Here is a 23,091-nt window from a genome sequence, read left to right on the forward strand (position 1 = left end):
ATTTATGAACAGCCTTTCGGCTTATCATACTGTGTGAGCTGTGCTCTGCTCGGCGCTGTCTGCTCTTCGCTTTGCGCTTTTCCTGACACGACCGGTATGCACCGGCGCTCTGCCCTCCATTCTATAATCCCCTCCGGCGGAGAATGGTGATTACTTTCCCTTTCACGTCCCCCATTGGAACCGCCCCAAGTGTCCGGCTATCCACTGTCTGTGTCCGGTAATCACCGAGCACAAAGACATATCCTTCCGGCACCGCGTAAGGATACTCCAGTTCTCCTTCCGCATAGGTCGGATAGAGAATCTCCCCGCTCTGTACCGTGCCGTTTACAAGAAGCGTTCCGCTGTCATCCAGCGTCACCACATCCGTCCCGCGGGCGGCGATTCGTCCGATGTACTCCTGCCCGTCCACTTCATAAACCACGACATCATTTTTTGCGTATTCCTGCTGCAGCCGGAACGCAAATACCAAATCGCCGTCTTTCATTGCCGGAAACATGCCGTTCCCGGAAACCTGTGTAATCAGAAAAACCTGTGTGAGAAAAAGCCAGCCTGCTGCCGCAAGCAGCACAATCCGTATGAGCAGACTTACATAACCTTTTCGGATTTCTTCCTTCCGTCTCTGCTTCTCTTCGCGCGCAGCCCGTGCACCGCTTCTGCGTCCCCGGCGCTCCTGTGCGGGGCGTTCCCCATATTCATCGCGCTCCCGCACAGGGCGTTCTCTGTATGTTTCCCGTCCCGGCGCCGGTGGATTTCTGTAATCAGCCTGTTTTTGCACCGGCTGTTCCCTGTATGTATTCTGTTCCTGCGTCTCTCTGGCTCTCTCCCGTCTTTCAGTCGTCATTACTTTCTCCGCTGACCGGCGCGATATTTCTTACGTCTGCCTATAACGAACAGAACCGCTCCCGCAATTACAACTGCCAGAATAACGATGTATGGAAGCGAATCCAACGTGATGCCGGTATCCGGAGAGCCTTCCTTGTTATTGGTAACGACAACTTTTCCGTCAGCAGCAACCTTGACCTTAAACGTTGCTGCGCCATCCGTACTTTGCGTTACTGTCAGATTCTCTGATGTTGCACTAACGGTATAACCAATGGCATCCGTTTCAGTCAGCGTTAATTCTGTTCCGACCGGAATGTTATCAATCTTTTCCGCTCCCCCATGCGTCAGAGAGAAGTCCTTTGTCACATCACCATAGCTATAAGTAAAGTGGAATTCTTTCGTGCGGTCTCCCAGACCACCGGTTACCTGCTTTTCAATGGTAATGCTGGTAGTCGACGGAACATACTTCGCATAGAAATCTATTGTACCGTTATGCTCTTTAATTTCTGCATTCGTCGGATAATAAGGCCAAGTCTCAACTTTATCTCCATCCTCACTATATTTATACCAGCCATCAAACACGTAAGTGATTCCGTTGCGTTCCATTGTTTTAGGAATTGAAGCATCAATATATTCAGTAATCTCCTCCGGTGTCTCATTAACAATCCTTTTATTCTGGCTGCTTACAAGTGTATATCCCGTTTCTCCAGGCTTTTGTACATAAAAGCTTGCAACATAAGCTTTGCTGCAAACTACGCTGATTGTACAGTCTATATGTTTATCTGGATTAGTGCCATTTTCCTTTGAAATCTTGTAAGGAATCAGTGTAATGGATTCGATATCATCCAGCGTCAAGTTTGTAATTTCATACTGACTACTCAACTGTGCCCCATACTCTCTCAAAACCTCTTCAAATAATGTTTTATATGTAGTCTTGTCGCGCACAGTCCATGTTCCGCCCGTAGAAGAAGTATCCGGCCATGAAACAATGTAATCTGAGAGATTGGCATCATTCCGCTTAAAAATATTTTTGTTATTTGTCCAGCTCGCAGTGCCAGGTATTTTTACTGTTGCATGATTTCCGTTATTTGTGACAACAGTTCCCCACTGATTAACATCATTACTATCCGGATTGCTGGTAGGTGTCAGCAGACAGTAAACCTGCGCACCTTCAGGCTTGCCCTCTGATGTTGCGGTAACTTCTATTTCATGTGTTTCCCTGCCGTTGGAATTGCATCCCCGGCCATGTCTATGCCATCCGCCCGTATTATTACAAAACGTATGCGTAATCGTTACTTTGCCAGCAGCTACTCCTCTTACAACTCCGTTCGAATTCACTGTAGCAACAGAACTATCGCTGGAACTCCAGCTTGAATTTGCCGTATTGCTGGATGTCAGAGTAATTGTTTCTCCCACCGCAACCGTAGTCTCTCCGGAGATTGCCGTTGTAGAAATCCCATCATCCTCCGCATATACTGCATACAGCACCGGAGAGAATTTATCGGATGTAAACCCCACCGTACCGGACGGGGCTGCTGCTTCCGTCAGTGTGTCGGTAATATTTCCATTTTCATCTGCGTGATAGACACGTGCTTCCTCCGCATCCTCCACGATATCCATACCGGAGTATTCGATGCGAACCGAACCGTCCAGATTATGCATTTCATTGCCGTCGGCATCATAGAAGGTGATGTCGAAGCCAATGAGCTGGACAACTTCTTTTTCTCCCAGCGTGTCGTTGATTGTCTGCTCGGCAGTATCGAGCACGTCCGCCGCGAGCGGCTTTACCATCACGGTCGTCCCTGCCGGAAGGATGCCCTCCGGAGCATGGATGCTCACGGTGATTCCGTCCACGGTTGTACAGTATGTAAACTCCGGTTTTTCTTTCTCAGTAGTTTTTGCTGTTTCGCTTTCCTTCTTAGAGACTGCTTCCTCTGTAAGGTTTTCGCTTCCGCTTTCACTGACTGCTTCGCTTGTGGTCTCGCCAGTCGTCTCACTGGTTATTTCACTGCCGGGTTCACTGACGTTCTCTGTCACATTTTCTGAGTGTTCCGTCCCGCCCTCACTGAAATTTTCTGTCCATGTCTCGGAAGGAACGATTTCCCCGGTCTCCCCCGGTACCGTTTCCGCCTCCGGCTGACCGGCTGTTTCCTCCTGTATGGCTGCCGGTGCCTCTGTCTCCGGAACGGCAGCCGGTGTTTCCGCTTCCGTGCCGCTGTCCGTGGTAAGCTCTGTCAGCCCGGTCTCTTCCGCAATTACAGAAAAACCGCTTCCGCAGACCAGGGACATCACCATGACCAGCGCCATCAGGAATGTCAATGATTTTTTCACTTTCCTTTGCATTCCACATTCTCCATTCTTCTTTTTTTCAGATGCACTGCCAACCAACGGCCAGTTTACTGCATAATGTTTGTTATGGGGTAATTTTTGCGGTAACAGAGATGGACGGCAGATAATCCGTCGTATGGAAATTGAAAAAATGCCATTCAGAGGCAGACTGGAACAAGGCCGAAGAAAAATTTTTCCTGTCGGTCTGTTTTTTGTGGAAATTTAGTATTGAATTTTCATTACTATGATGCTAGAATAGTAACTGTTAATGGATAGATACATATGTAATGACTGCTCTTTTACCGCATAACAAACATTATGCGGTTTTTTTATGTTCTCCGGCACTGGCGAAAATGCGGCTGAAGCTGTACGTCTCCCCGCTCCCAAGTCTCTCATCATCCGCCCCGCCTCCGGAGTGTCCTCCGTCATCTTTCCCTGCTCAGACCACAAGCCCCAGATATTCAATCTGGCGTTTCTGCTCCTCGCTGCTGGCCAGCGTGTAAATCCGTGTGGTGTTTATACTGGCGTGCCCCAGCAGGTCCGCCAGATGGGATAAATCCTTTTTCATCTTATAATATGTGACGGCAAACAGGTGACGGAGATTGTGCGGAAATACTTTTTCCCGGCAGATTCCCGCTTCGCCGCAGAGCGCTTTCATGTCATGGCAGATATTGCTGCGGTCGACCGGTTTTCCGCTTCTGGTGACAAAAATGCTGTTCCCGGTTATTTTCTGACAGACAATGTATTTTCTCAGCTTCCTGCACAGCGGCGCCGGCAGCAGCACAGTCCGCTGCTTTCCCTTGGAGCTTACCGTCGCGCACCCTGTCTGCAAGGCATCCACCGTAATATAGCGCAGCTCGCTCACCCGGATGCCCGTCGCACAGAGCACCTGCATGATCCAGTACAGCCGCAGGTTCTTCTTTTTCTTCGCCGCATCCAGAAGCCGGAAATACTCCCCCTTTGTTAAGTCCCGCTCCCGCGCACGGAAGGCTTCCTTCTGGATTTTCAGTGCCTTTACCGTGCATTCGTGCCATCCCATCGCTTTTAAAAATGAATTTACAGCCGCCAGCATGGAATTCACACTCGCCGCCGCATAATGCCCCGTCAAGTATTCCTTGTATGCAATCACGGTATACTTGTCGATTTCGCTCCCCTCCTTTGCATACGCAAAAAATGCGCTGACATCCCGCATATATTTTTCAATCGTTGCCTGCGCCTTTTCCTCCGCCTTCAACTGGTTCCGGAATTCCTGCAACATGTTCTTTTCCAGTAAATGTGCCATATGCTATCCCTCTCTTTTCTTCTGAAGCTTTCCGGCGCACTGACCGCCGGTGTTCCTCATAGTATGCCCCAGATGAAAAAAACTTTGCAAGTCATATCCGTCTGACCGCGGCACAATCTGTAACAAATCACACAATCTGCTCCACAAAAAAAGCATCCGGCGCAGGATATGTCTCCCGCGCCGGATGCTTCCGGGCTATATGCAACAAATAAAAAACGCAGGCACTACAGAGGCTATTCCTCTGCGCCCTCACTTTCAAAAAACTGTGCAACCGTCATACATTTTGGATGCTCCATTTCCAGACTTAAAAAGTCTTTATCTCCTGTCAGGATAATATCTACATCGGACACAATCGCCGCATTTAAAATAGGTTGATCTTTTGCGTCGCGTATCAGTTTTTCCGCATGGTCTACCGCCGGAATCAGCTCATAAGACATTTCAGCAAGCAGCACTTCCGCATCCGGCAGGAACTTCGGCGCTTTCCGTTTCAAAATATCCCGCAGCTCCATAATGTTACGATCACACAAAACAATCTCATGATTCTCCGCAGCATACAGCAGCGCACGCGCCGGTTTTGAATGTGGAAAAACCAATGCAGAAAACAGGATATTTGTGTCAACCAATATCCGCATATTACCTTTCCTTTCCGTAACGAACTTCGTCCACAAGTGCCTGGATATCATCTTCGCTGGTAACTCCCATCGCTTCGGCAGCACCGGCGAAAGCAGACTGCGCTTTGCGGATTGCCTGGGATGAAGCGTTGCTTACAACGATTTCTCCGTCCTGCTTCTGAAAGAACAGAATTTTATCACCGGATTTTAAGCCGAGCAGGCGCCTGATTTCCACCGGAACAGTAATCTGACCGTTTGCAGAGATTTTCGCTAAATTCATAAAAATCATCCTTTCTATTCTTGAGAATTAAAGAAAACTTGAGATTATCTATAGTATATCCCATTCCGGCGCAAAAGTAAACTATATGCAACAAATTAAAAAATCTTCTTTATCTTAAAAATAATAATGCAGGCTATTACCACTATGACGCTTAATATAATGACGCCATGATATCCGTTTTCCAGCTCCGGCATGTTCTGGAAGTTCATTCCGTACCAGCCCGTAATCAGAGTAAGCGGGAAAAAAACGGTTGAAATAACGGTCAGAAACTGCATGTTGCTGTTCTGCCTAGCGTCCACCTTTGACTGATAGGCATCGTTCACCTGTCCCGCGTATTCCAGCAGATGAGAGGTTTTATTCATCAGCCGCTCCGCCCGGTCCGATATCGTGCCAAAATATTTTAGCTGCTTTTTGGCAAAATAGCGGTTTTCATTTTCCTCCAGCGCCTTTCCGACATCCATGATTTCATCATAATAGCCTCTTAATATAAGAAGCTCGCGGCGCAGCTTCATAATACTTGACTGAAAGTTGTCCGCGCGGTCCCGCTGGACAGCCTCCTCCAACTCCATCAGCCTCTTTTCATACAAGGCGAGTTGCTCCTGGTCCCGGTTCAGAAATTCCGCCATGAAATGAAACAGAAACATTTCCTTTGTCATGTTTTCACTGCCTTTTCTATGACGGATTCTTTCTGTCATCCTCTCTGAAAAGCCCTCATCATCCACCAGAACGATTTTATCCCGCGTGATAAAGAATAAGATGCAGTATCTGGCTCCCTGCACATCAAGAAACCGTGGAATGCAAAAAGAACCCGTCAGACAATCCTGCTGCGCTTCCAGCTTACAGAAACCGATTTTCTTTAAATCTATCTCGCCCTCATACAGAATCCCGCTTTTTTCCAGCTCCCTGGGCGCGCCTGCGGAATCCGTAATGACCGGCTCAAATGACACATCCTTTTCTATCACTTTTTGATTTCCTTCTCCGTCTTTTCCGCATTGCTGTAAGCCATCGCATAAAACAGCTCCTGGGAATCCAGCTTCACATCGCCCAGGTTCCGGTTCACATAGATTCCTTTTGATGTGAGACATTTTCCCTTTTCATCGTCATGCATCATGGTCTCAAACATCCATCCGAGGTAATCCTTCAGCTTCTCATCGAGCACCGGTGCGGCAACCTCCACTCTGCGGACAGTGTTGCGCGTCATAAAATCAGCGGAAGCAATATACACCTTTTCCCGTTCCTTCGTCCCGAACCGGTAAATTCTGGAATGCTCCAGATAGCGCCCCACAATGCTTACCACCTTTATGTTTTCCGTGTAGCCCTTCACGCCTGGTATCAGACAGCAGATTCCTCTGACTATCATTTCGATTTTTACGCCCGCCTGGGACGCCTCCACCAATTTGTCAATTATCACCTTGTCTGTCAGAGAGTTGATTTTTATTCCGATGTTGCCGTCCTCCCCGTTTTTCACATGCGCGATTTCTTCCTCTATCATATCGAGCACCCGGTTCTGCAGGCACTTCGGCGCCACCAGAAGAAGCCGGGTCTCCTCCACCGTTTCTCCTCTCAGCAGAGCCGCGAAAACCTCCGCGGATTCCTTTCCGATGTCCTGATTTCCCGTAATCAGCGAGAGGTCCGTATACAGCGCCGATGTTTTCTCGTTGTAGTTTCCGGTTCCCACCTGCGTGATGTAGGATACGCCCTCCTCTGTTTTTCTGGAAATCAGGCAGAGCTTGGAGTGCACCTTGTAGCCGTTCAATCCGTAAATCACCCGGCATCCTGCCTCCTCCAGTCTTCTGGAATATTCAATATTGCTCTCTTCGTCAAACCGCGCTCTGAGCTCCACCAGAACGACCACTTCTTTACCGTTTTCCGCAGCTTCCACCAGCGCGTCCACAACCTGGCTCTTGTCCGCCAGACGATATAACGTCATCTTTACAGATACCACCGTTTCATCCTTCGCCGCCTCATAAAGCAGCTTAATAAACGGTCTGATGCTTTCAAACGGATAGGATAACAGCACATCCTTTTCCATAATCTGCGGAATCAGCGGCTCCTTATCATCCAGCTGCTGCGTCATTCTCGGAGTGCGTCTCTGATAGAAGATATCCTCCTGCCCGGTATTTCTCAGATAGCTCTGAATCGCCGACACAAACGACATATCCAGCGGAACCTCCGATAAAAATACGTGCTCTTTGTCCACATGGATATCCCTGCATAAGGAGCTGATCATTTTTTTGTTGAGCTCCCTGGAAAGCTCCATCCGCACCGGATTCATCCGCTTTCTCTGCTTGATGAGGTTTTCCATCGCCTTCCGGTATTCCATATCCTCGTCGTAAACGGTCTCCGTGTCGATATCTGCATTTCTGGTAACGCGGATTAAGGATTTTTCTTTCACTTCATAATTTTTAAACAGCTTGGGCAGGAAATGAAGAATCAGCTCCTCCGAAAGCATAAAGGTCCCTTTTCTGGTCGGGATATCTATCAGACGCTTAAAAACGTTGTTGCTGCAGGGGATAATCGCCGTTCTTGACTTTCCTCCCTTCGTTACCAGCAGCGCCGCCGCATAAATATCTTTATTTTTTAAAAAGGGGAACGGCTGCTGCTTGCTTACGATATTCGCGGACAGATACGGCGCAATTTCATTGTCAAAATAGGCTTCCAGAAGCCTGCCTTCCTCCGCCGACAATTTATTAAAGTTTATCAGACGCACACCCTTTGGCTCCAGCTCTCCCATCAGCTGCTCGTAAATCACCGCTTTTTTGCGATCCAGCTCTCTGGTGACTTTCAAAATTGCCTTCACCTGCTCCTCGCTGGTCATATTGGTCTTGTTTTCCCGCACAACCTCCGAGGATTCCATCTGGTCCATGAGCGTGCCAACTCTTACCCCGTAAAATTCATCCAGATTTGACTGATAAATGGCTGCAAAGGTCAGACGTTCCGCAAGCGGCACCTCCGGATTTCCAGCTTCGTTCAATACTCTTTCATTGAATTTCAGCCACGATAATTCCCGGTTCATCATGTATGGTATGTTTGTCGTTTTTGCCGCTTTTTCCGTTTTTTTGTCTGTTTTCTTCATCTGAATTTTCCTCTCCTTATAAGCTTTTTCCGCTGTAGAACAGATTGCTTATAAGCAATCATACTCATTTTATGTCAAATCCAGGAGAACTCTGTCTTAAATCTGTGTAAAAAATGATGGTATGTCAAAATATGCCCTACTCCTTCATCTGAACGAACAGGAGCCAGAGACGATCTCTGGCTCCTGCTTTATATAACTACATAAACTGATAGATATTGTAGACGCATATCAGCATTATCACACCCATCAGTCCGATAAACAGACGGTTCACCACGCTGCCGTCTATTTTTTTATTGATTGCCCTGCCTGCCATGCCGCCCAGGATTCCGCCTGCCACCATCAGAACCAGCAGGATGACGCTGAATTCCGGCACGGTGCGCGTCACCAGCGTGTTGATGAGGCTGGTAATCTGGGAAAACAGGATGATATACAGAGAGTTCTGCGCCGCTGTTTTGGTGTCCATAGAGAAGAAGAAAAACAGCACCACCAGATTGATTGGGCCGCCGCCGATTCCCAAAAATGAGGAGCAGATGCCAAGCACCAGCCCGATGGCTATGCAGGCAGCGATGTTTTTCACATGATGCGTTTTGATTTTATCCTTGCGGATGGTGTAAAGCATGGTTCCAAAGGTAATCAGCAGCAGGCAGATAGCCTGAATTGCTCCTACCTGGTCTTTGTCCGTGAACATGTCCGTAAGGTACTGGAACATCATTTTTCCTGCCACACCGCCCAGCGCCGCGCCGATAGCAAGCGGCGTTCCGGTCTTCATATCCACAAGGGAGTCTCCGCTTAATTTTGCTTTCACAACGGAATAGCAGGACATCGAGAGTACCGTACATCCCGATAAAAAGCTGATGCTCGAAACACTCAGCACGCCAAACGCGTCCAGGAGGGGTTTTATCAGTACGCCCCCGCCGATTCCACAGATGGCGCCCACCACCGATGCGCCAAAGCTGACTGCCAGAAAAATCACATATAAATACGCTTCCACTGTTTTTGTCTCCTCCCTACTGTCCTATGTGTGACACCGGCGCCACCCTGATTTCTCCGCCGGATATCCTCCCACCGGATATTTACCAGTCGTTCCCTCCGCTCTGCCGCAGCGCCTTCTGTCCCTGCCACAGAAACATCAGATATAAAACATTGATAATCAACTGGATCAGCGTGGCGATCATCTGCACCGCCATTGCCGCAATATTAATAATCGGGATATAGGACAGCAGTACGCAGGCAATTTCCACAATCGTGCACAGCCATACCACCCTCCAGATCAGACCTCCGCGCCGCTCTACCGAATCGTCAATGCCGCGCAGCAGTCTCCCGGTCGTGCTGCAGATAAAATAAATGACCGCCGCATTAATCAGCATGGAAACCACGCTGCACAGAAACGCCAGGATGCCCTCACTGTTCAGAATCACCACACTGAACAGCGAAACCGCAAAATTTGCAAGCGTCAGCAGAAACGCATTCTGGTAATCGGCATCCGCTTTGGAAAGCGTATATAAACCATAAATAGAACATACCGTGCCGGCAAGCATCCCCAGCAGTCCAAGCGTGGGAAGCATCAGCAAAAAAAGGGTGCCGGCAACACCCAGAATCTGTCCGATGAATAAAAAATACAGCCCTTTTCCGGCAATTTGTCGAAATCCCATGTTACCTTTTCCTCCGCTTTCTTTCCGTATTCTTCCGGATACTCTGATTGTAACATTGATTTCCGCAAATAGCAAGCGCGCAGAAATATTCGCACCCGCTCCGCAAATGGCAGGCGGTTGCTGTTCACTCCGTTCGCAGTAACGGCAGGCGCGCAGGCCATCTTTACTCCACCTTCAGCATCCGGTAGCCGACACCGATATGGGTCTGGATATACTGCGGGGAATCCGCGTCCGGCTCCAGCTTTTTGCGTAGCGTCGCCATAAACACGCGCAGGGACGCCACGTCATTATCCCAGCTTCTCCCCCAGATATTCTGCGTAAGAAACGTGTGCGTCAGCACCTTCCCCACGTTTTTGGACAGGAGACACAAAAGCTTATACTCAATCGGTGTCAGATGCAGCTCCTGTCCGTCCAGATAAGCGCACCCGCCCACATAATCCACCTTCAGCTTTCCGTTGACAAATACCGAGCTGGCGGAAAGCATTTCCGCGCTCATAAAGGAAAGCCTGCGCTGCGTCACGCGCAGCCGCGCCAGCAGCTCCTCCACGGAAAACGGCTTTGTCAGATAGTCGTCCGCTCCCGCATCCAGCGCCTTTATCTTATCGGTGTCCTCACTTCTGGCGCTGATGACAATAATCGGCAGATTCGACCAGGAGCGGATATTTTCAATCACCTCCACGCCGTCCATATCGGGCAGCCCCAGATCCAGCAGAATGATATCCGGATTATGGGAGGACGCCTCCAGAATCGCCGTCGCCCCGTTTACCGCCGCAAGATAGCGGTAATCATTCGTTTTCAGTGTTGTGGTAATTAAATTGCGCACAGGCGCATCGTCCTCTACGACTAAAATCAATGGCTTATTCATGCAGTTCTACCTCCCCTGCCGGTAATGTAAATGTAAATACCGTTCCCTCCGGATGATTGTCCGATACCGTAATCGTTCCGCCGTGGGCGTTTACAATCGACCTGCACAGCGAAAGCCCCAGTCCGAGACTTCTCCGGCTGTCCGCAAGCTTATTTGCCCCACTGTAAAACATGTCGAACACATGCATCTTCTGCTCGTCCGGGATGCCGGGACCGTTGTCTGAGACAGACACCACGACCCATCCGTCCTTCTGTTCCGTATGGATTTCGATGCAGGAGCCCTCCTGCGTATACTTGATGGCGTTATCCGTCAGGTTAATCAGCACCTGGACCACCAGACGGGCGTCGATTTTCGCCAGAATCAGCTCCTGCGCGCTGGAGACGCGTATCGTATGTGATTTGCTCTTTCTGCTGGTATGGCGCAGCGCCTCCGCCACCACCTCATCCATCAGCTCCACGGACTGATGCAGCCTTACCTGTCCGTCCTCCAGCCGCGTCACCGCCAGAAGATTTTCCACCAGATTAATCAGCCACATGGAGTCCTCGTAAATATCTGTAAAAATGCGCTCGCGCGCCCCGTCGTCCAGTTTCCGGTAATTCGACAGCAGATTGCTGGCGTTTCCGGAAATGGAGGTCAGCGGCGTGCGCAGATCGTGCGAAATGGTCCGCAGCAGATTTGCCCGGAGCTGCTCGTTCTTCGCTATAATCGCTGCTTCCTCCTTCTCCCTGGCATTGCGGATATTTTCGATGGCGAGCGCGCATTCACCCAGTATCGACAGCAGCACGCTGTTTTCAAACGCCTCCAGAGGAATGCCTTCCATCGCAATGCCGACCACCCCGTACACCTTCCGGTTCATCCGGATTGCCAGATACATGCACCGGGTGTCGGAGAGCGTATCCGTCGTGGCGCCCGCGTGCTTATTGTTGCGGTACACCCAGAGGGCGGCCGCTTCCTCCTTTTCGGAATCCAGCTCTTCCCTGCTGCTGTCCGCCGTTCTGTATACGCTGGGCTTCGACAGACCGTCCCCCTCAGGGAGATAAATCACGATATCCCGGTTCAGCAGCCGGATGATCTGTCCCGCCGCCGCATTAATGACCGCCTGCTCATCCTCCGCCTTCTGCAGAAGCTGGTTTGTCTCAAACAGGATCCGGGTGCGGAACGCCGCTCTGGCGGACTGTCTGGCGTTTTCCTTCAGCTTCGCCGCCAGCGACCCGGTCAGCAGCGCGATCATAAACATAATCAGAAAGGTGACGACATACGCCGAATCGTAAAACCGGAACGTATAGCGCGGAACCGTAAAGAAAAAATTGAACACCAGCACGCTCACCAGCGACGATATCAGGCTGCAGAACCGGCTCGTTGTTATCACGGAGACCACCAGCACCCCGAAAATGTATACGCTGATGATGTTCGCCTCTGTAAAGCCAAGCTCATAAAACAGATAGCTTACCAGTGTTGCCGCCAGCAGCACAACGATGGTTTTTCCAATGTCCCTCACCGGCATCGCGGACGCCTGCAGCCACTGTCTTTTCCGCTCCCTGCCTCCGCTGCCGGAAGCGGCGTCCGGAATAACGTAAATGTCCATATTCGGCGCCGCCGCAATCAGCCTGTCCGTCAGCGAGGGCTTGCTGAACATGCTTTTTCTGGCGGCGCTGCTGCGTCCGACCACGATTTTGGAAACGCCGGAAAGCCGCGCAAACTCCGCAATCTGATAGGGAACATCCTCCCCATAGCCTGTCTCCACCGCGGCTCCGAGCTGCTCTGCCAGCCGCATATTCTCCCGCAGCCGCTTCCCGTCCTCTCCGCTCATTGCCGCCGCGTCCGCGGTCTGCACGAACAGCGCCGTAAATCTTCCCCGGAAAGCCTTCGCCATTCTTGCCGCCGCCCGGATAATTTTCGCGTTTGACGGGGAAGAAGATACGCACACCAGAATATGCTCGTCCGTATAATAGCTGCCGGGAGCGGAATCCGCCTCCGTAATCAACTTTACCCGGTCCGCGCAGCGCCGCAGGGCAATTTCCCGCAGCGCGGTCAGCTTTTCAACCGTAAAATACTCCGCCGCTGCGCTTCTTCCCTGTTTTTCCCGGTCTGCGCCGCCCTCCTCCATCCGCTCCAGCAGATCCTTCGGCTCAATGTCCACCATTTCCACCTGGTCCGCCTGGTCGAACACGGAATCCGGAATGCGCTCCCGCACCGGCATCCCGGTAATTGACGCCACCGTATCGTTCAGGCTTTCAATGTCCTGGACATTTACGGTCGTATATACATTAATTCCCGCCTTCAGCAGCTCCTGCACATCCTGATAGCGCTTCATATGGCGGCTGCCCGGCGCGTTGGTATGCGCCAGCTCGTCAATCAGAATCAGATCCGGCTTTCTTTTAAGAGCCGCGTCGATATCAAATTCGCCGCCCGCGCTGCCCCTCTGCTGCGCTTTTCCCGCAGGAAGCCGCTCCAGCTCTCCGGCTCTTTTATCCGCCTCCGGTCCGGAAGGTCCGATATAGCCCGCCACTACATCCGCCCCGCGCGCCTTCGCCTGCTGTGCCGCCCACAGCATGGCGCTGGTTTTTCCCACGCCGACGGCATAGCCAAAGAATATCTTCAGTTTTCCGCGGCGCTCACCGGACATGCCGCCCGCGCCTGCCCGCAAAAGCAGCTCCGGCTGCTGTTCTGACATTTCCATAGGCTCTCCTCCTGTCAGTCAAAAAAAGTATACCCTTTTTCTACCATAATAACACGCACGCTCATTTCCTGCCACTGCGGAATTTGCGGCGTTCCTTCCTCCGGCGGTCCGGGAACGCCACCTCAACACCCAGCCGTCCGATGACAAATGCCGCCGCCACAACCGCCAGCAATAATATCTCCCTCATACGCTTCCCTTCTTTCCGGGTATTTCCATGTACATCCCACTTTTATGCTCATATCGGGGCGGGTCCCAAGGTCTTTCATCCACTTCTGTGCAAGCACAGCGTGGATTCAGACCTTCCTTGTAAACGATACCTTTCCTGTAAGATGCCTGCGGATTTTTCCGCGCTGCGCGTCTCCGTTTCACTCCGGTCGTTGCCAAACGAGTGCCACTGGCACTCGGCAACCCAAAATCCTGCCCGCTATTCGCATATCGTGGGATATCCATCCCACTTTTATGCTCATATCGGGGCGGGTCCCAAGGTCTTTCATCCACTTCTGTGCAGGCACAGCGTGGATTCAGACCTTTGAACCCTGGCATCTTATATATGAAAGTATTTATGCAAATCCCGGTTCCGTCCGAGCACCAGCATCGTTTCTCCTTTTTCCAGCACGGTATCCGGGGAGACCGGCAGATTCAGATTGCCGTCTTTTTTGATTCCCATGATATTAATATGATACTTTTTCCGGATATCTATCTGTCCCACAGAGCGGCCCGCCCACGCCGTCGGAACCGGTATCTCAAACATGGCGTGCTCCGCGTCCAGCTCTATGTAATCGAGGATATTGTCCGCGCTGTAGCGGATGGCTGTCCATCTTGCAAGCTGTTTTTCGGGGTACACCACCTCGTCCGCCCCGTTGCGCAGCAGAAATTTTGCCTGCACATCCCTGGCTGCCCTCGACACCACCAGGGACGCCCCCAGCTCCTTTAAAAGTGAAGTCGTCTCCAGCGAGCTCTGAAAATCGTTTCCAATCGCCACAATGCACACGTCATAATTGCCGATTCCCAGCGATTCCAGAAAATCGGCGTTGGTGCTGTCCCCTATCTGTGCGTTTGTCACAAAGGGCAGCGCCGCTTCCACACGTTCCTCCACATGGTCGACCGCCATCACCTGATGTCCCAGCTCATTTAATTCCATAGCGATGTGTCTTCCAAACCGTCCAAGTCCTATCAGAAGAATTGATTTCATAGTACCTTCCCTCCTGTTATCCTACCGTAATTTTTTCCCGCGGTAATTTTGATACATTTGTATGTGTCACGGACATGGCGGCGAACACCAGCGTCAGACCGCCCACCCGTCCGAAAAACATCAGAAGAATCAATATACCCCGTGACAGCGCGCCAAGCTCCGGCGTAAGCCCCAGGGAAAGCCCGACCGTTCCGATTGCCGAAGCCGACTCAAACAGGCATTCCAGCATAGGAAGTCCCTCCGCAATGCTGATGACCAGCCCGCCGGCAAAAAACAGCCCGGCGTACATCAGCAGAATCGTCGCCGCATTTTTCACCACCTCCTGGTCCACGCGGCGTCCGAACAGATGCGTGTCCTCTTTTCTGGAAAAGGTGGAAATCGACGCGGCAATAAGCACCGCGACCGTGGTCGTCTTCATGCCCCCTGCGGTGGAGCCCGGCGAGCCGCCAATCAGCATCAGCACGATGATAACCGACAGCCCCGCCTCGCTCATCTGCGTCAGGTCAGCCGTGTTAAAGCCCGCCGTTCTCGGCGTAACCGCCTGAAAGAGCGAAGCAAGCAGACGTCTGCCCGCTCCCATATGACCAAATTCAAAAAAGTAAAAATACAGCGCGGGAAGGAGAATCAGAACCGCCGTCGTTATCAGTATCACCTTGCTCTGCATCCGGTATTTCGACAGATGCCACCGCCGTGTCCGGATATCCTCCCAGGTGAGGAACCCGATACCGCCTGTTATAATCAGCAGTATCACCGCCAGATTCACAACCGGCTGCGCGGCATAGCCCGTCAGGGAGGAGAAACGCTCCACCGTCCCCATAAGGTCGAAACCGGCATTGCAGAATGCGGATACCGAATGAAACAGCGCCATCCACAGCCCCCGGATTCCAAAATCCCGGACAAACACCGGCGCCAGGACCGCCGCTCCCAGGCATTCCACCAGCAGCGCCGTCTTTATAATAAATCCCGTCAGCCGCACAATACCGCCCACCTTCGGCGCCGAAATCGCCTCCTGCATGGTGCTGCGCTGCATCAGCGATATTTTCCGTCCGGAAAGAATGGAAAACAGCGCCGCTATCGTGATAACGCCCATGCCGCCCACCTGTATCAGAACCAGCAGGACCGCCTGCCCGAAGCCGGACCAGTAGGTAGCCGTATCATGAATCACAAGTCCGGTCACGCAGACAGCCGAGGTGGAGGTAAACAGCGCCTCCCAGAAGGGCGTCATCTCGCCCCGGCTGCTGGAGACGGGGAGCATCAGAAGCGCCGTTCCCAGCAGAATAACGCCGGAAAAGCCGAGTATAATAATCTGAAAGGACGATAATTTTCTTTTTTTATGCAAAATCCTGTTCATCACGAAAGGCTCCTTTACACTCCTTTATTACGTCTTAATATACGTCAAGCAAAATAAAGAGTGTAAAAGAATCTTTATGTCTGTATTAATACTGTATAAAGATTTTTATTCCCCCGTCCCCTCCTGTGACCACAAATCTCTCTTCAGCTCATCGATGCGCCGGATACGCTCCAGCACCAGCGCCGCCTCATCCAGCATCGCCATAATGATGTCGTACTCAAAGGAACCGATTTCCCGTCTTTCCTCCAGCACCATTCCGACGACCGCCAGGACATTTTCTCCCTCCATCACGGGAAGATATATCGCCAGGGCATCCGGCAGTGTGTGCGTGGTGCAGCCCGCCCGGCGCCCGTTTCCAAATACCCAGGCGGCTACCGCCTGTTCCGTCTCCGAGGTGTACGCCAGTCTCAGCTCATCCTGCCGCGCTTCCTGCATGCCTCTGCGCAGATACACCACCGGCTGCCGGATATAGTCCTCTCTTTTTAGATAGATGATCACGGAAAAATTCATCAGCCTCTGAATCTGGGACGCTATCTCGCTTCCCACCGCTTCTGCCGTGTACGCCCGCCTCAGCCTGCGGCTGTTCGTCAGCAGGATTTCCGTCCGGTATGCCCGCTTGGCATTTTCCTCGCTCTGTCTCTGCACCTTCGTCATCATATAGGAGCAGAGGACACTGACCAGAAGCATCATGGCAAAGGTTACCGGATAATTATGCCCGTACGCCTTCAGCGTATGCAACGGCTGCGTAAAGAAATAATTAAAAAGCAGCACGCTGCAGACGGAGGCGAGCACAGAGCAGATATAGCCTTTCGTCAGTACCGCCGTCGCCATCACGCCGAGCAGGTAACCCATAATAATATTCGCCTCGGTAAGCTGCAGCCTGCGCATGAGCAGACCCGCCAGTGTGGCAGCCGCCATCATCAGCAGCATCACCGCCATATCCGTACCGCTGATGCTTCCCAGTGATTTTGCGGCGGCGCTTCGGGCAGGCCGGTACGCCTGCTGCTCCCGCTCCTTTTTCAAATCGGGAATGATATACACATCCAGATTCGGGGCGTACTCGTTGATGCTGTCCACCATCGTTCCCCGCTTCTGTCCCAGAAAAAGCCGGTGATTTGTTCTTCCCATCACCAGCTTTGTCACATTGCCCGCCTTTGCGTACTCCGCAATCTGCCGGGCGATATCCTCGCCATACACCGTCACGATTTTGGCGCCCAGCGTCCGGGCAAGGCGGATATTCTCGTCCCGGCGTTTTTTCGATTTTTCATCCATATCCTGCAGGCTGCGGTTTTCCACATAGAGCGCCGTGAAATCCGCGTGAAACGCATAAGCCAGCCTCGCCGCCGTCCGGATGACTTTGGCGTTGGTTGGCGACGGGGAAATGCAGGTCAGAACATGCTCTCCGGCAGAGAGCTCGCCTGTTCCCATCGCCTTTTTTTCTTCCTCCGCCAGATAATTTACGCGGCCCGCCATCCTCCGCAGCGCAATCTCGCGCAGCGCGACCAGCTTATCCTTTGTAAAGAAATTCTGCAGAGCTCTCTGCGCCTGCTTCCGGGGATAAATCTTCCCCTCCTCCATGCGCTCAATCAGCTCCTGTGCCTCGATATCCACCAGCTTCACCTGGTCCGCCTCATCGAAAATGCTATCCGGGATCCGCTCCTTTACCGCGATGCCGGTAATGCCCTCCACGATATCATTGAGGCTTTCCAGATGCTGGATATTCACGGTCGTATATACATTTACTCCATGCTCCAGCAGCTCCTCTATGTCCTGGTAGCGTTTCTGATGGCGGCAGCCGGGCGCGTTGGTGTGCGCCAGCTCATCCACCAGCAGCACCCGCGGGCGGCGCTTCAGAGCAGCGTCAAGGTCGAACTCGCGGACATGGATTCCTTTATATTCCACCATCAGATACGGCAGTGTCTCCAGGTCCTTCATCAGAGCCGTCGTCTCCGGACGCGCGTGCGGCTCCACATAACCGGCGACCACATCCACTCTGTGCTTTTTCAGATTCTGCGCCGCTTCCAGCATTGCATAGGTCTTTCCCGTCCCCGCGGCAAAGCCCAGAAAAATCTTCAGCTTTCCGCGCTCCTTTTTCCGGGCGCGCTCATCCTCCGCCTGAATTCTTGCCAGAAGCTGCTCCGGTCCCGGTCTTTCACCTTCTCCCATTGTTCTTCCCCCTCTCCTGCTCTTTGACCCGCCGTCGCGGCAAAGATTTCCGTCAGGCTTTCAAAATATCTCCGGCATCAGGCTGACATTTTTCCCGCCAGCCTTCCCGTCAGGCTTTCAAAATATCTCCGGCGTCAGGCTTCCAGGATGCCGTCCAGCATCAGATTGACCTCCAGCACGTTGACGGTTTCCTCACCGAAGATTCCCAGGAAGCGTCCGCTGCTGCATTTGTCAATAATCGCCCGGACTTCATCCTCCGTCATATTGTTTGCTTTTGCCAGCCGCGGCACCTGGTATTCGGCTGCCGCCGGGGAAATATGCGGGTCCAGCCCGCTGCCGGAGCAGGTGACCAGATCCTCCGGGGTTTTCGTTTCATCCATATCGGGATTTGCCGCTCTGAGCTTTTCCACACGCTCCTTTACAAGCTGTCCGTATTTCTCACTTTCCGGAGACAGGTTGGAGGGCGACGCATACAGCAGCGTCTTTCCGTTTTCATCCCTGTAGGTGGAGACGTCGATGTTCATGATTCTTCCCCACATATGGGCTTCATCCGTGTACTGCTGCCCCAGCAGCTCCGATCCGTACTTTTTCCCGTCCACCTCAATGATACTGCCGTTCGCCTGCTCCGGAAAGAGCACCTGGGCGATACCGGTCACAACGCCGGTATAAAGAATCCCGCACAGTACCGTGAAGATAAGGAACATGATTATTGCCTTCGGTATTACCGACTTTATATCCTTCATCATTTTCAACCTCCCTTTTATACCAGATGGGCAGCCGTCAGCAGAACGTCAATCAGCTTGATAAAGATGAACGGCGCCGCCAGACCGCCAAGGCCATAGACGAGCAGATTCCTGGACAGCAGCTTTCCGGCGGATACCTCGCGGTATTTTACGCCCCTCAGCGCCAGCGGAATCAGCGCGATAATAATCAGCGCATTGTAGATGATTGCCGAGAGCACCGCGCTCTGCGGAGAATGCAGCCCCATGATGTTCAGCGCGGAAAGTCCCGGATACAGTCCCACGAACAGCGCCGGTATGATAGCGAAATACTTTGCCACATCGTTTGCAATCGAGAAGGTCGTCAGACTGCCTCTCGTCATCAGAAGCTGCTTTCCTATCCGCACGACGTCGATCAGCTTTGTCGGCGAAGAATCCAGGTCCACCATGTTGCCCGCTTCCTTTGCCGCCTGGGTGCCGGTATTCATGGCTACCGCCACATCTGCCTGCGCCAGCGCCGGCGCGTCGTTCGTTCCGTCCCCGGTCATCGCCACCAGATGTCCCTGCGCCTGCAGCGTGCGAATCATGTCCAGCTTTCCCTCCGGCGTTGCCTGCGCCAGGAAATCGTCCACGCCCGCCTCCGCTGCGATAGCCGCCGCTGTTATCGGGTTGTCGCCGGTAATCATGACGGTTTTGATGCCCATCTTCCGCAAATCGGCAAACTTTTCCTTTACGCCCTGCTTGATGATATCCTTCAGGTAAACCACGCCGAGAATCCGGTGATTCTTTGCCACGACCAGCGGCGTGCCGCCTTTGGAGGCAACGTCCCGCACTATTCTGTCGCATTCTTCAGAATACGTGCCGCCCGCCTTTGTCACATACGCCTGCATCGCCTCCGCAGCTCCCTTACGGATTTCATTGCCGTCAAAGTCGACGCCGCTCATGCGGGTTGCCGCCGTGAAGGGAATAAACTTCATATTTTTATCCTGCAGGCTTCTTTCACGGATACCGAATTTTTCTTTTGCAAGCACGACCACGCTGCGTCCCTCCGGCGTCTCATCCGCCAGGGATGAGAGCTGGGCGGCATCCGCCAGCTCCCGGACGTCCACGCCCTTCACCGGAAGAAATTCCGCCGCCTGCCGGTTTCCAAGGGTAATCGTTCCGGTTTTATCCAGCATCAGAATATCCACGTCGCCGGCGGCTTCAATCGCTCTTCCGCTCATCGCCAGCACATTTGCCTGGTTCAGCCGCGACATGCCCGCAATTCCGATGGCGGAAAGCAGCGCGCCGATGGTCGTCGGCGCCAGGCACACCAGCAGAGCGACCAGCGTTGTTACAGAGGTCGGATTTTCAATTCCCGCCAGCCTTGCGGAAAAAAGCGAATACGTATAAAGCGACATCGTAACCAGGATAAAGATAATGGACAGCGCCACCAGAAAAATCTGCAGGGCAATCTCGTTGGGCGTCTTTTTCCTTGCCGCGCCCTCGACCATCGCAATCATCTTATCCAGAAAGCTTTCGCCCGCCTCACTGGTTACTTTTACCACGATCCAGTCTGACAAAAGCAGCGTACCGCCGGTAACGGCGCTGCGGTCCCCGCCTGCCTCGCGGATAACGGGCGCCGATTCGCCGGTAATGGCACTCTCATCCACGGAAGCGGCTCCTTCGATGACCTCGCCGTCCGCCGGAATCTGCTCTCCGGCTTTCACTATCACAATATCGCCTTTTTTCAGCTTTGCGGACGGAACCGCGGTGATGCAATCTTTCTCCTTCTGCGATGGAATCTTATGCGCTTCCACATCCCGGCGGGAGGCTCTCAGCGCATCCGCCTGCGCCTTGCCCCTGCCCTCCGCGATGGCTTCCGCAAAGTTGGCAAATAATACGGTAAACCACAGTATCACGGAAATCGCAAAGGTATAGCCGCTGGGTGCATCCTTCATCCCGAAAAGCGAGACAATCCACAGCACCGTTGTCAGTATCGCTGAGACAAATACCAGAAACATGACCGGATTTTTTGCCTGGGTCTTCGGTTTCAGCTTTATAAAAGAATCTTTAATGGCTCTGCCCACCATTTTCCGGTCAGCGAGAGCGCTTTTTTGTTGCTTACTCATATATAGAAACCTCCTTTTGTGCATTCTGCTCTGTTATGCGGCTCATCCGAAGAACTCGGCAAGCGGTCCAAGCGCCAGCGCCGGGAAGAAGCTGAGCGCGCCGATTAAGAGCACAACGAAAATCAGCAGAAATACAAACATCGCGTTGGTCGTGGAAAGTGTTCCCGCCGTAACCGCAATTTTCTTTTTGCCCGCCAGGCTTCCGGCAATCGCCAGCGTTCCGGCAATCGGCAGGAAACGTACAAACAGCATGACAAGACCGATGCTCACGTTCAGAAATACCGTGTTGGCATTAAATCCGGCAAAAGCGGAGCCGTTGTTTCCGCCTGCGGAGCTGTATGCATAAAGCAATTCTGAGAAGCCATGCGCGCCGCCGTTGTTCAGACTGTCCATCACCTCCGGAACCGCCGCGGCAATCCCGCTGCCCACCAGAATACCAATCGGCGTCGCCAGGCAGACCAGAACCGCCCATTTCATTTCATAGGGCTCAATTTTTTTGCCGAGAAATTCCGGCGTACGCCCTACCATGAGTCCGGCGATAAACACCGTCAGTATTGCAAACGCAAGCATTCCGTACAGACCGCATCCGGTACCGCCGAAGACGACCTCGCCAAGCTGCATCAGAAGCATCGGCACCATACCGCCAAGCGGCGTGTAACTGTCATGCATGGAGTTTACAGAACCATTGGAAGCCGCCGTGGTAAATACCGCCCAGGTGGACGACGTTGCAATGCCGAACCGCGTCTCCTTGCCTTCCATGTTGCCTCCCGCCTGATTCTCTGCAGACGTATCCACATATTCATTTTCTGTAAGCTGCGTCGCCGCGCTCTGCTCACTTACGGCTACACATGCCAGCGCCGCGCACAGGCAGATAAACATAGCGGCAAATATCGCAATGCCCTGCTTTTTATTTTTTACTGCGGAGCCGAAGGTAAAGCACAGCGTCGCCGGAATCAGCAGAATGGCAATCATTTCCACCATATTTGTAAAGGCGTTCGGGTTCTCCAGCGGATGCGCTGAGTTGACGCCCATGAAGCCGCCGCCGTTGGTTCCGGACTGTTTAATTGCCACCTGGCTTGCCGCCGGTCCCATCGGAACAAACTGCTCTGTCACTATTTCCGCATCGGGAACGATTTCCCCGTCTACCGTTACCGTCCCGGCTTCTGTATCAATGACGGCATCCTCCAGAATTTCGCCGTCCGCACTGACTGCTACCGGTTCCAGCAACGATACCATTTCCGCGCCTTTTAAGTTCTGGATAACGCCGCCGCCCACCAGAAGCAGCGAGATAACCAGGTTCAGCGGCAGCAGCACATGGATGACGATTCTCGTCATATCTGTCCAGAAGCTGCCAAGCCCCTTTGTTTTTACGCCGATGAATCCGCGAATCATCGCAAACAGCACTGCAATGCCGGTCGCCGCCGAAACGAAATTCTGCACCGTCAGTCCGAGCGCCTGCGTCAGATAGCTCAGCGTGGATTCGCCGCTGTACGCCTGCCAGTTGGTGTTCGTCACGAAGCTGGCGGTCGTATTAAACGCCAGGTCCCATTTCACACCGGGAAGCCTCTGCGGATTTCCCGGAAGCACTCCCTGCAGAAGCTGCAGCAGAAACAGAAATACAAAGCCTGCCGCCGAGAAAAAAGCAACGCTCCACGCATACTTTTTCCATGTCATCTGCTCATCCGGATCAATTCTCATTATCCGGTATACCGCCTTTTCACAGGGATTCAGAATCCCCGACAAAAATGTTTTTTCGCCGTTCATTACTTTTTTCATATAAGCGCCCAGCGGAATTGCCAGAACCACCAGAACAGCAAGATACAAAATATACTGCAGCACCGCGTTCATGCCTGGTCATCTCCCTTCATTAAAATGTACACATACCACAGCAGCATTGCCACCGCGCATATGCCGATAACTGCAACCATTACATTCATAATCTTCTCCTCCTTTTCA

General features: G+C 52.4%; 18 protein-coding genes. All 18 read right to left on the minus strand.

Features of this window, described 5'->3' with window-relative positions; genetic code table 11:
- Positions 1-121: 121 nt before the first annotated feature.
- Positions 122-841 carry a signal peptidase I gene (gene lepB / locus NQ534_RS04225; protein WP_006860968.1) on the minus strand — a complete coding sequence of 240 codons (720 nt, stop codon included), beginning with the start codon at positions 839-841 and terminating at the stop codon, positions 122-124.
- Entirely contained in the window at positions 841-3,165 is a 2,325-nt protein-coding gene (locus NQ534_RS04230; protein WP_006860966.1) for an Ig-like domain-containing protein, read from the minus strand. Before NQ534_RS04230 ends, lepB begins: the two co-directional genes overlap by 1 nt.
- A gap of 424 nt (positions 3,166-3,589) precedes the next feature.
- Positions 3,590-4,432 carry a tyrosine-type recombinase/integrase gene (locus tag NQ534_RS04235; protein WP_006860964.1) on the minus strand — a complete coding sequence of 281 codons (843 nt, stop codon included), beginning with the start codon at positions 4,430-4,432 and terminating at the stop codon, positions 3,590-3,592.
- Positions 4,433-4,665: 233 nt separating this feature from the next.
- Positions 4,666-5,064, minus strand: coding sequence for a putative toxin-antitoxin system toxin component, PIN family (locus NQ534_RS04240; protein WP_006860962.1), 399 nt, complete (start codon positions 5,062-5,064; stop codon positions 4,666-4,668).
- 1 nt (position 5,065) lies between these two features.
- Complete coding sequence (locus NQ534_RS04245; protein ID WP_040782269.1) at positions 5,066-5,323, minus strand: AbrB/MazE/SpoVT family DNA-binding domain-containing protein; 258 nt, start codon at positions 5,321-5,323, stop codon at positions 5,066-5,068.
- Between the two features lie 95 nt (positions 5,324-5,418).
- A complete protein-coding gene (locus NQ534_RS04250) occupies positions 5,419-6,285 on the minus strand; it encodes a magnesium transporter CorA family protein (protein WP_006860960.1) in 867 nt (288 codons plus the stop codon).
- Positions 6,282-8,399 carry a polyphosphate kinase 1 gene (gene ppk1 / locus NQ534_RS04255; RefSeq protein ID WP_006860959.1) on the minus strand — a complete coding sequence of 706 codons (2,118 nt, stop codon included), beginning with the start codon at positions 8,397-8,399 and terminating at the stop codon, positions 6,282-6,284. Before ppk1 ends, NQ534_RS04250 begins: the two co-directional genes overlap by 4 nt.
- A gap of 196 nt (positions 8,400-8,595) precedes the next feature.
- Positions 8,596-9,390 carry a sulfite exporter TauE/SafE family protein gene (locus NQ534_RS04260; protein WP_006860958.1) on the minus strand — a complete coding sequence of 265 codons (795 nt, stop codon included), beginning with the start codon at positions 9,388-9,390 and terminating at the stop codon, positions 8,596-8,598.
- A gap of 82 nt (positions 9,391-9,472) precedes the next feature.
- On the minus strand, positions 9,473-10,051 hold the full coding sequence (locus NQ534_RS04265; protein WP_006860957.1) for a hypothetical protein: 579 nt from the start codon (positions 10,049-10,051) through the stop codon (positions 9,473-9,475).
- Positions 10,052-10,214: 163 nt separating this feature from the next.
- Positions 10,215-10,916: a response regulator gene (locus NQ534_RS04270; RefSeq protein ID WP_006860956.1), complete on the minus strand. Its 702-nt coding sequence runs from the start codon at positions 10,914-10,916 to the stop codon at positions 10,215-10,217.
- Complete coding sequence (locus NQ534_RS04275) at positions 10,909-13,596, minus strand: ATP-binding protein (protein WP_006860955.1); 2,688 nt, start codon at positions 13,594-13,596, stop codon at positions 10,909-10,911. The genes NQ534_RS04270 and NQ534_RS04275 overlap by 8 nt, the downstream gene beginning before the upstream one ends.
- A gap of 61 nt (positions 13,597-13,657) precedes the next feature.
- Entirely contained in the window at positions 13,658-13,783 is a 126-nt protein-coding gene (locus NQ534_RS04280; protein WP_006860954.1) for a hypothetical protein, read from the minus strand.
- Positions 13,784-14,140: 357 nt separating this feature from the next.
- On the minus strand, positions 14,141-14,788 hold the full coding sequence (locus NQ534_RS04285) for a potassium channel family protein (protein WP_006860952.1): 648 nt from the start codon (positions 14,786-14,788) through the stop codon (positions 14,141-14,143).
- Positions 14,789-14,804: 16 nt separating this feature from the next.
- Positions 14,805-16,139, minus strand: coding sequence for a TrkH family potassium uptake protein (locus NQ534_RS04290; RefSeq protein WP_006860951.1), 1,335 nt, complete (start codon positions 16,137-16,139; stop codon positions 14,805-14,807).
- 105 nt (positions 16,140-16,244) lie between these two features.
- Positions 16,245-18,305, minus strand: a complete 2,061-nt coding sequence (locus NQ534_RS04295) for a DUF4118 domain-containing protein (protein WP_006860950.1) — start codon at positions 18,303-18,305, stop codon at positions 16,245-16,247.
- Between the two features lie 134 nt (positions 18,306-18,439).
- Positions 18,440-19,048: a potassium-transporting ATPase subunit KdpC gene (gene kdpC / locus NQ534_RS04300; protein ID WP_040782383.1), complete on the minus strand. Its 609-nt coding sequence runs from the start codon at positions 19,046-19,048 to the stop codon at positions 18,440-18,442.
- Positions 19,049-19,065: 17 nt separating this feature from the next.
- Positions 19,066-21,135 (minus strand): potassium-transporting ATPase subunit KdpB, encoded by a 2,070-nt coding sequence (kdpB, locus tag NQ534_RS04305; RefSeq protein ID WP_040782266.1) that lies wholly within the window; start codon positions 21,133-21,135, stop codon positions 19,066-19,068.
- Positions 21,136-21,177: 42 nt separating this feature from the next.
- Entirely contained in the window at positions 21,178-22,983 is a 1,806-nt protein-coding gene (gene kdpA, locus NQ534_RS04310; RefSeq protein ID WP_006860947.1) for a potassium-transporting ATPase subunit KdpA, read from the minus strand.
- Positions 22,984-23,091: the final 108 nt, after the last annotated feature.

It is taken from the genome of Marvinbryantia formatexigens DSM 14469 (assembly GCF_025148285.1).
In the GTDB taxonomy this organism is placed as follows: domain Bacteria; phylum Bacillota; class Clostridia; order Lachnospirales; family Lachnospiraceae; genus Marvinbryantia; species Marvinbryantia formatexigens.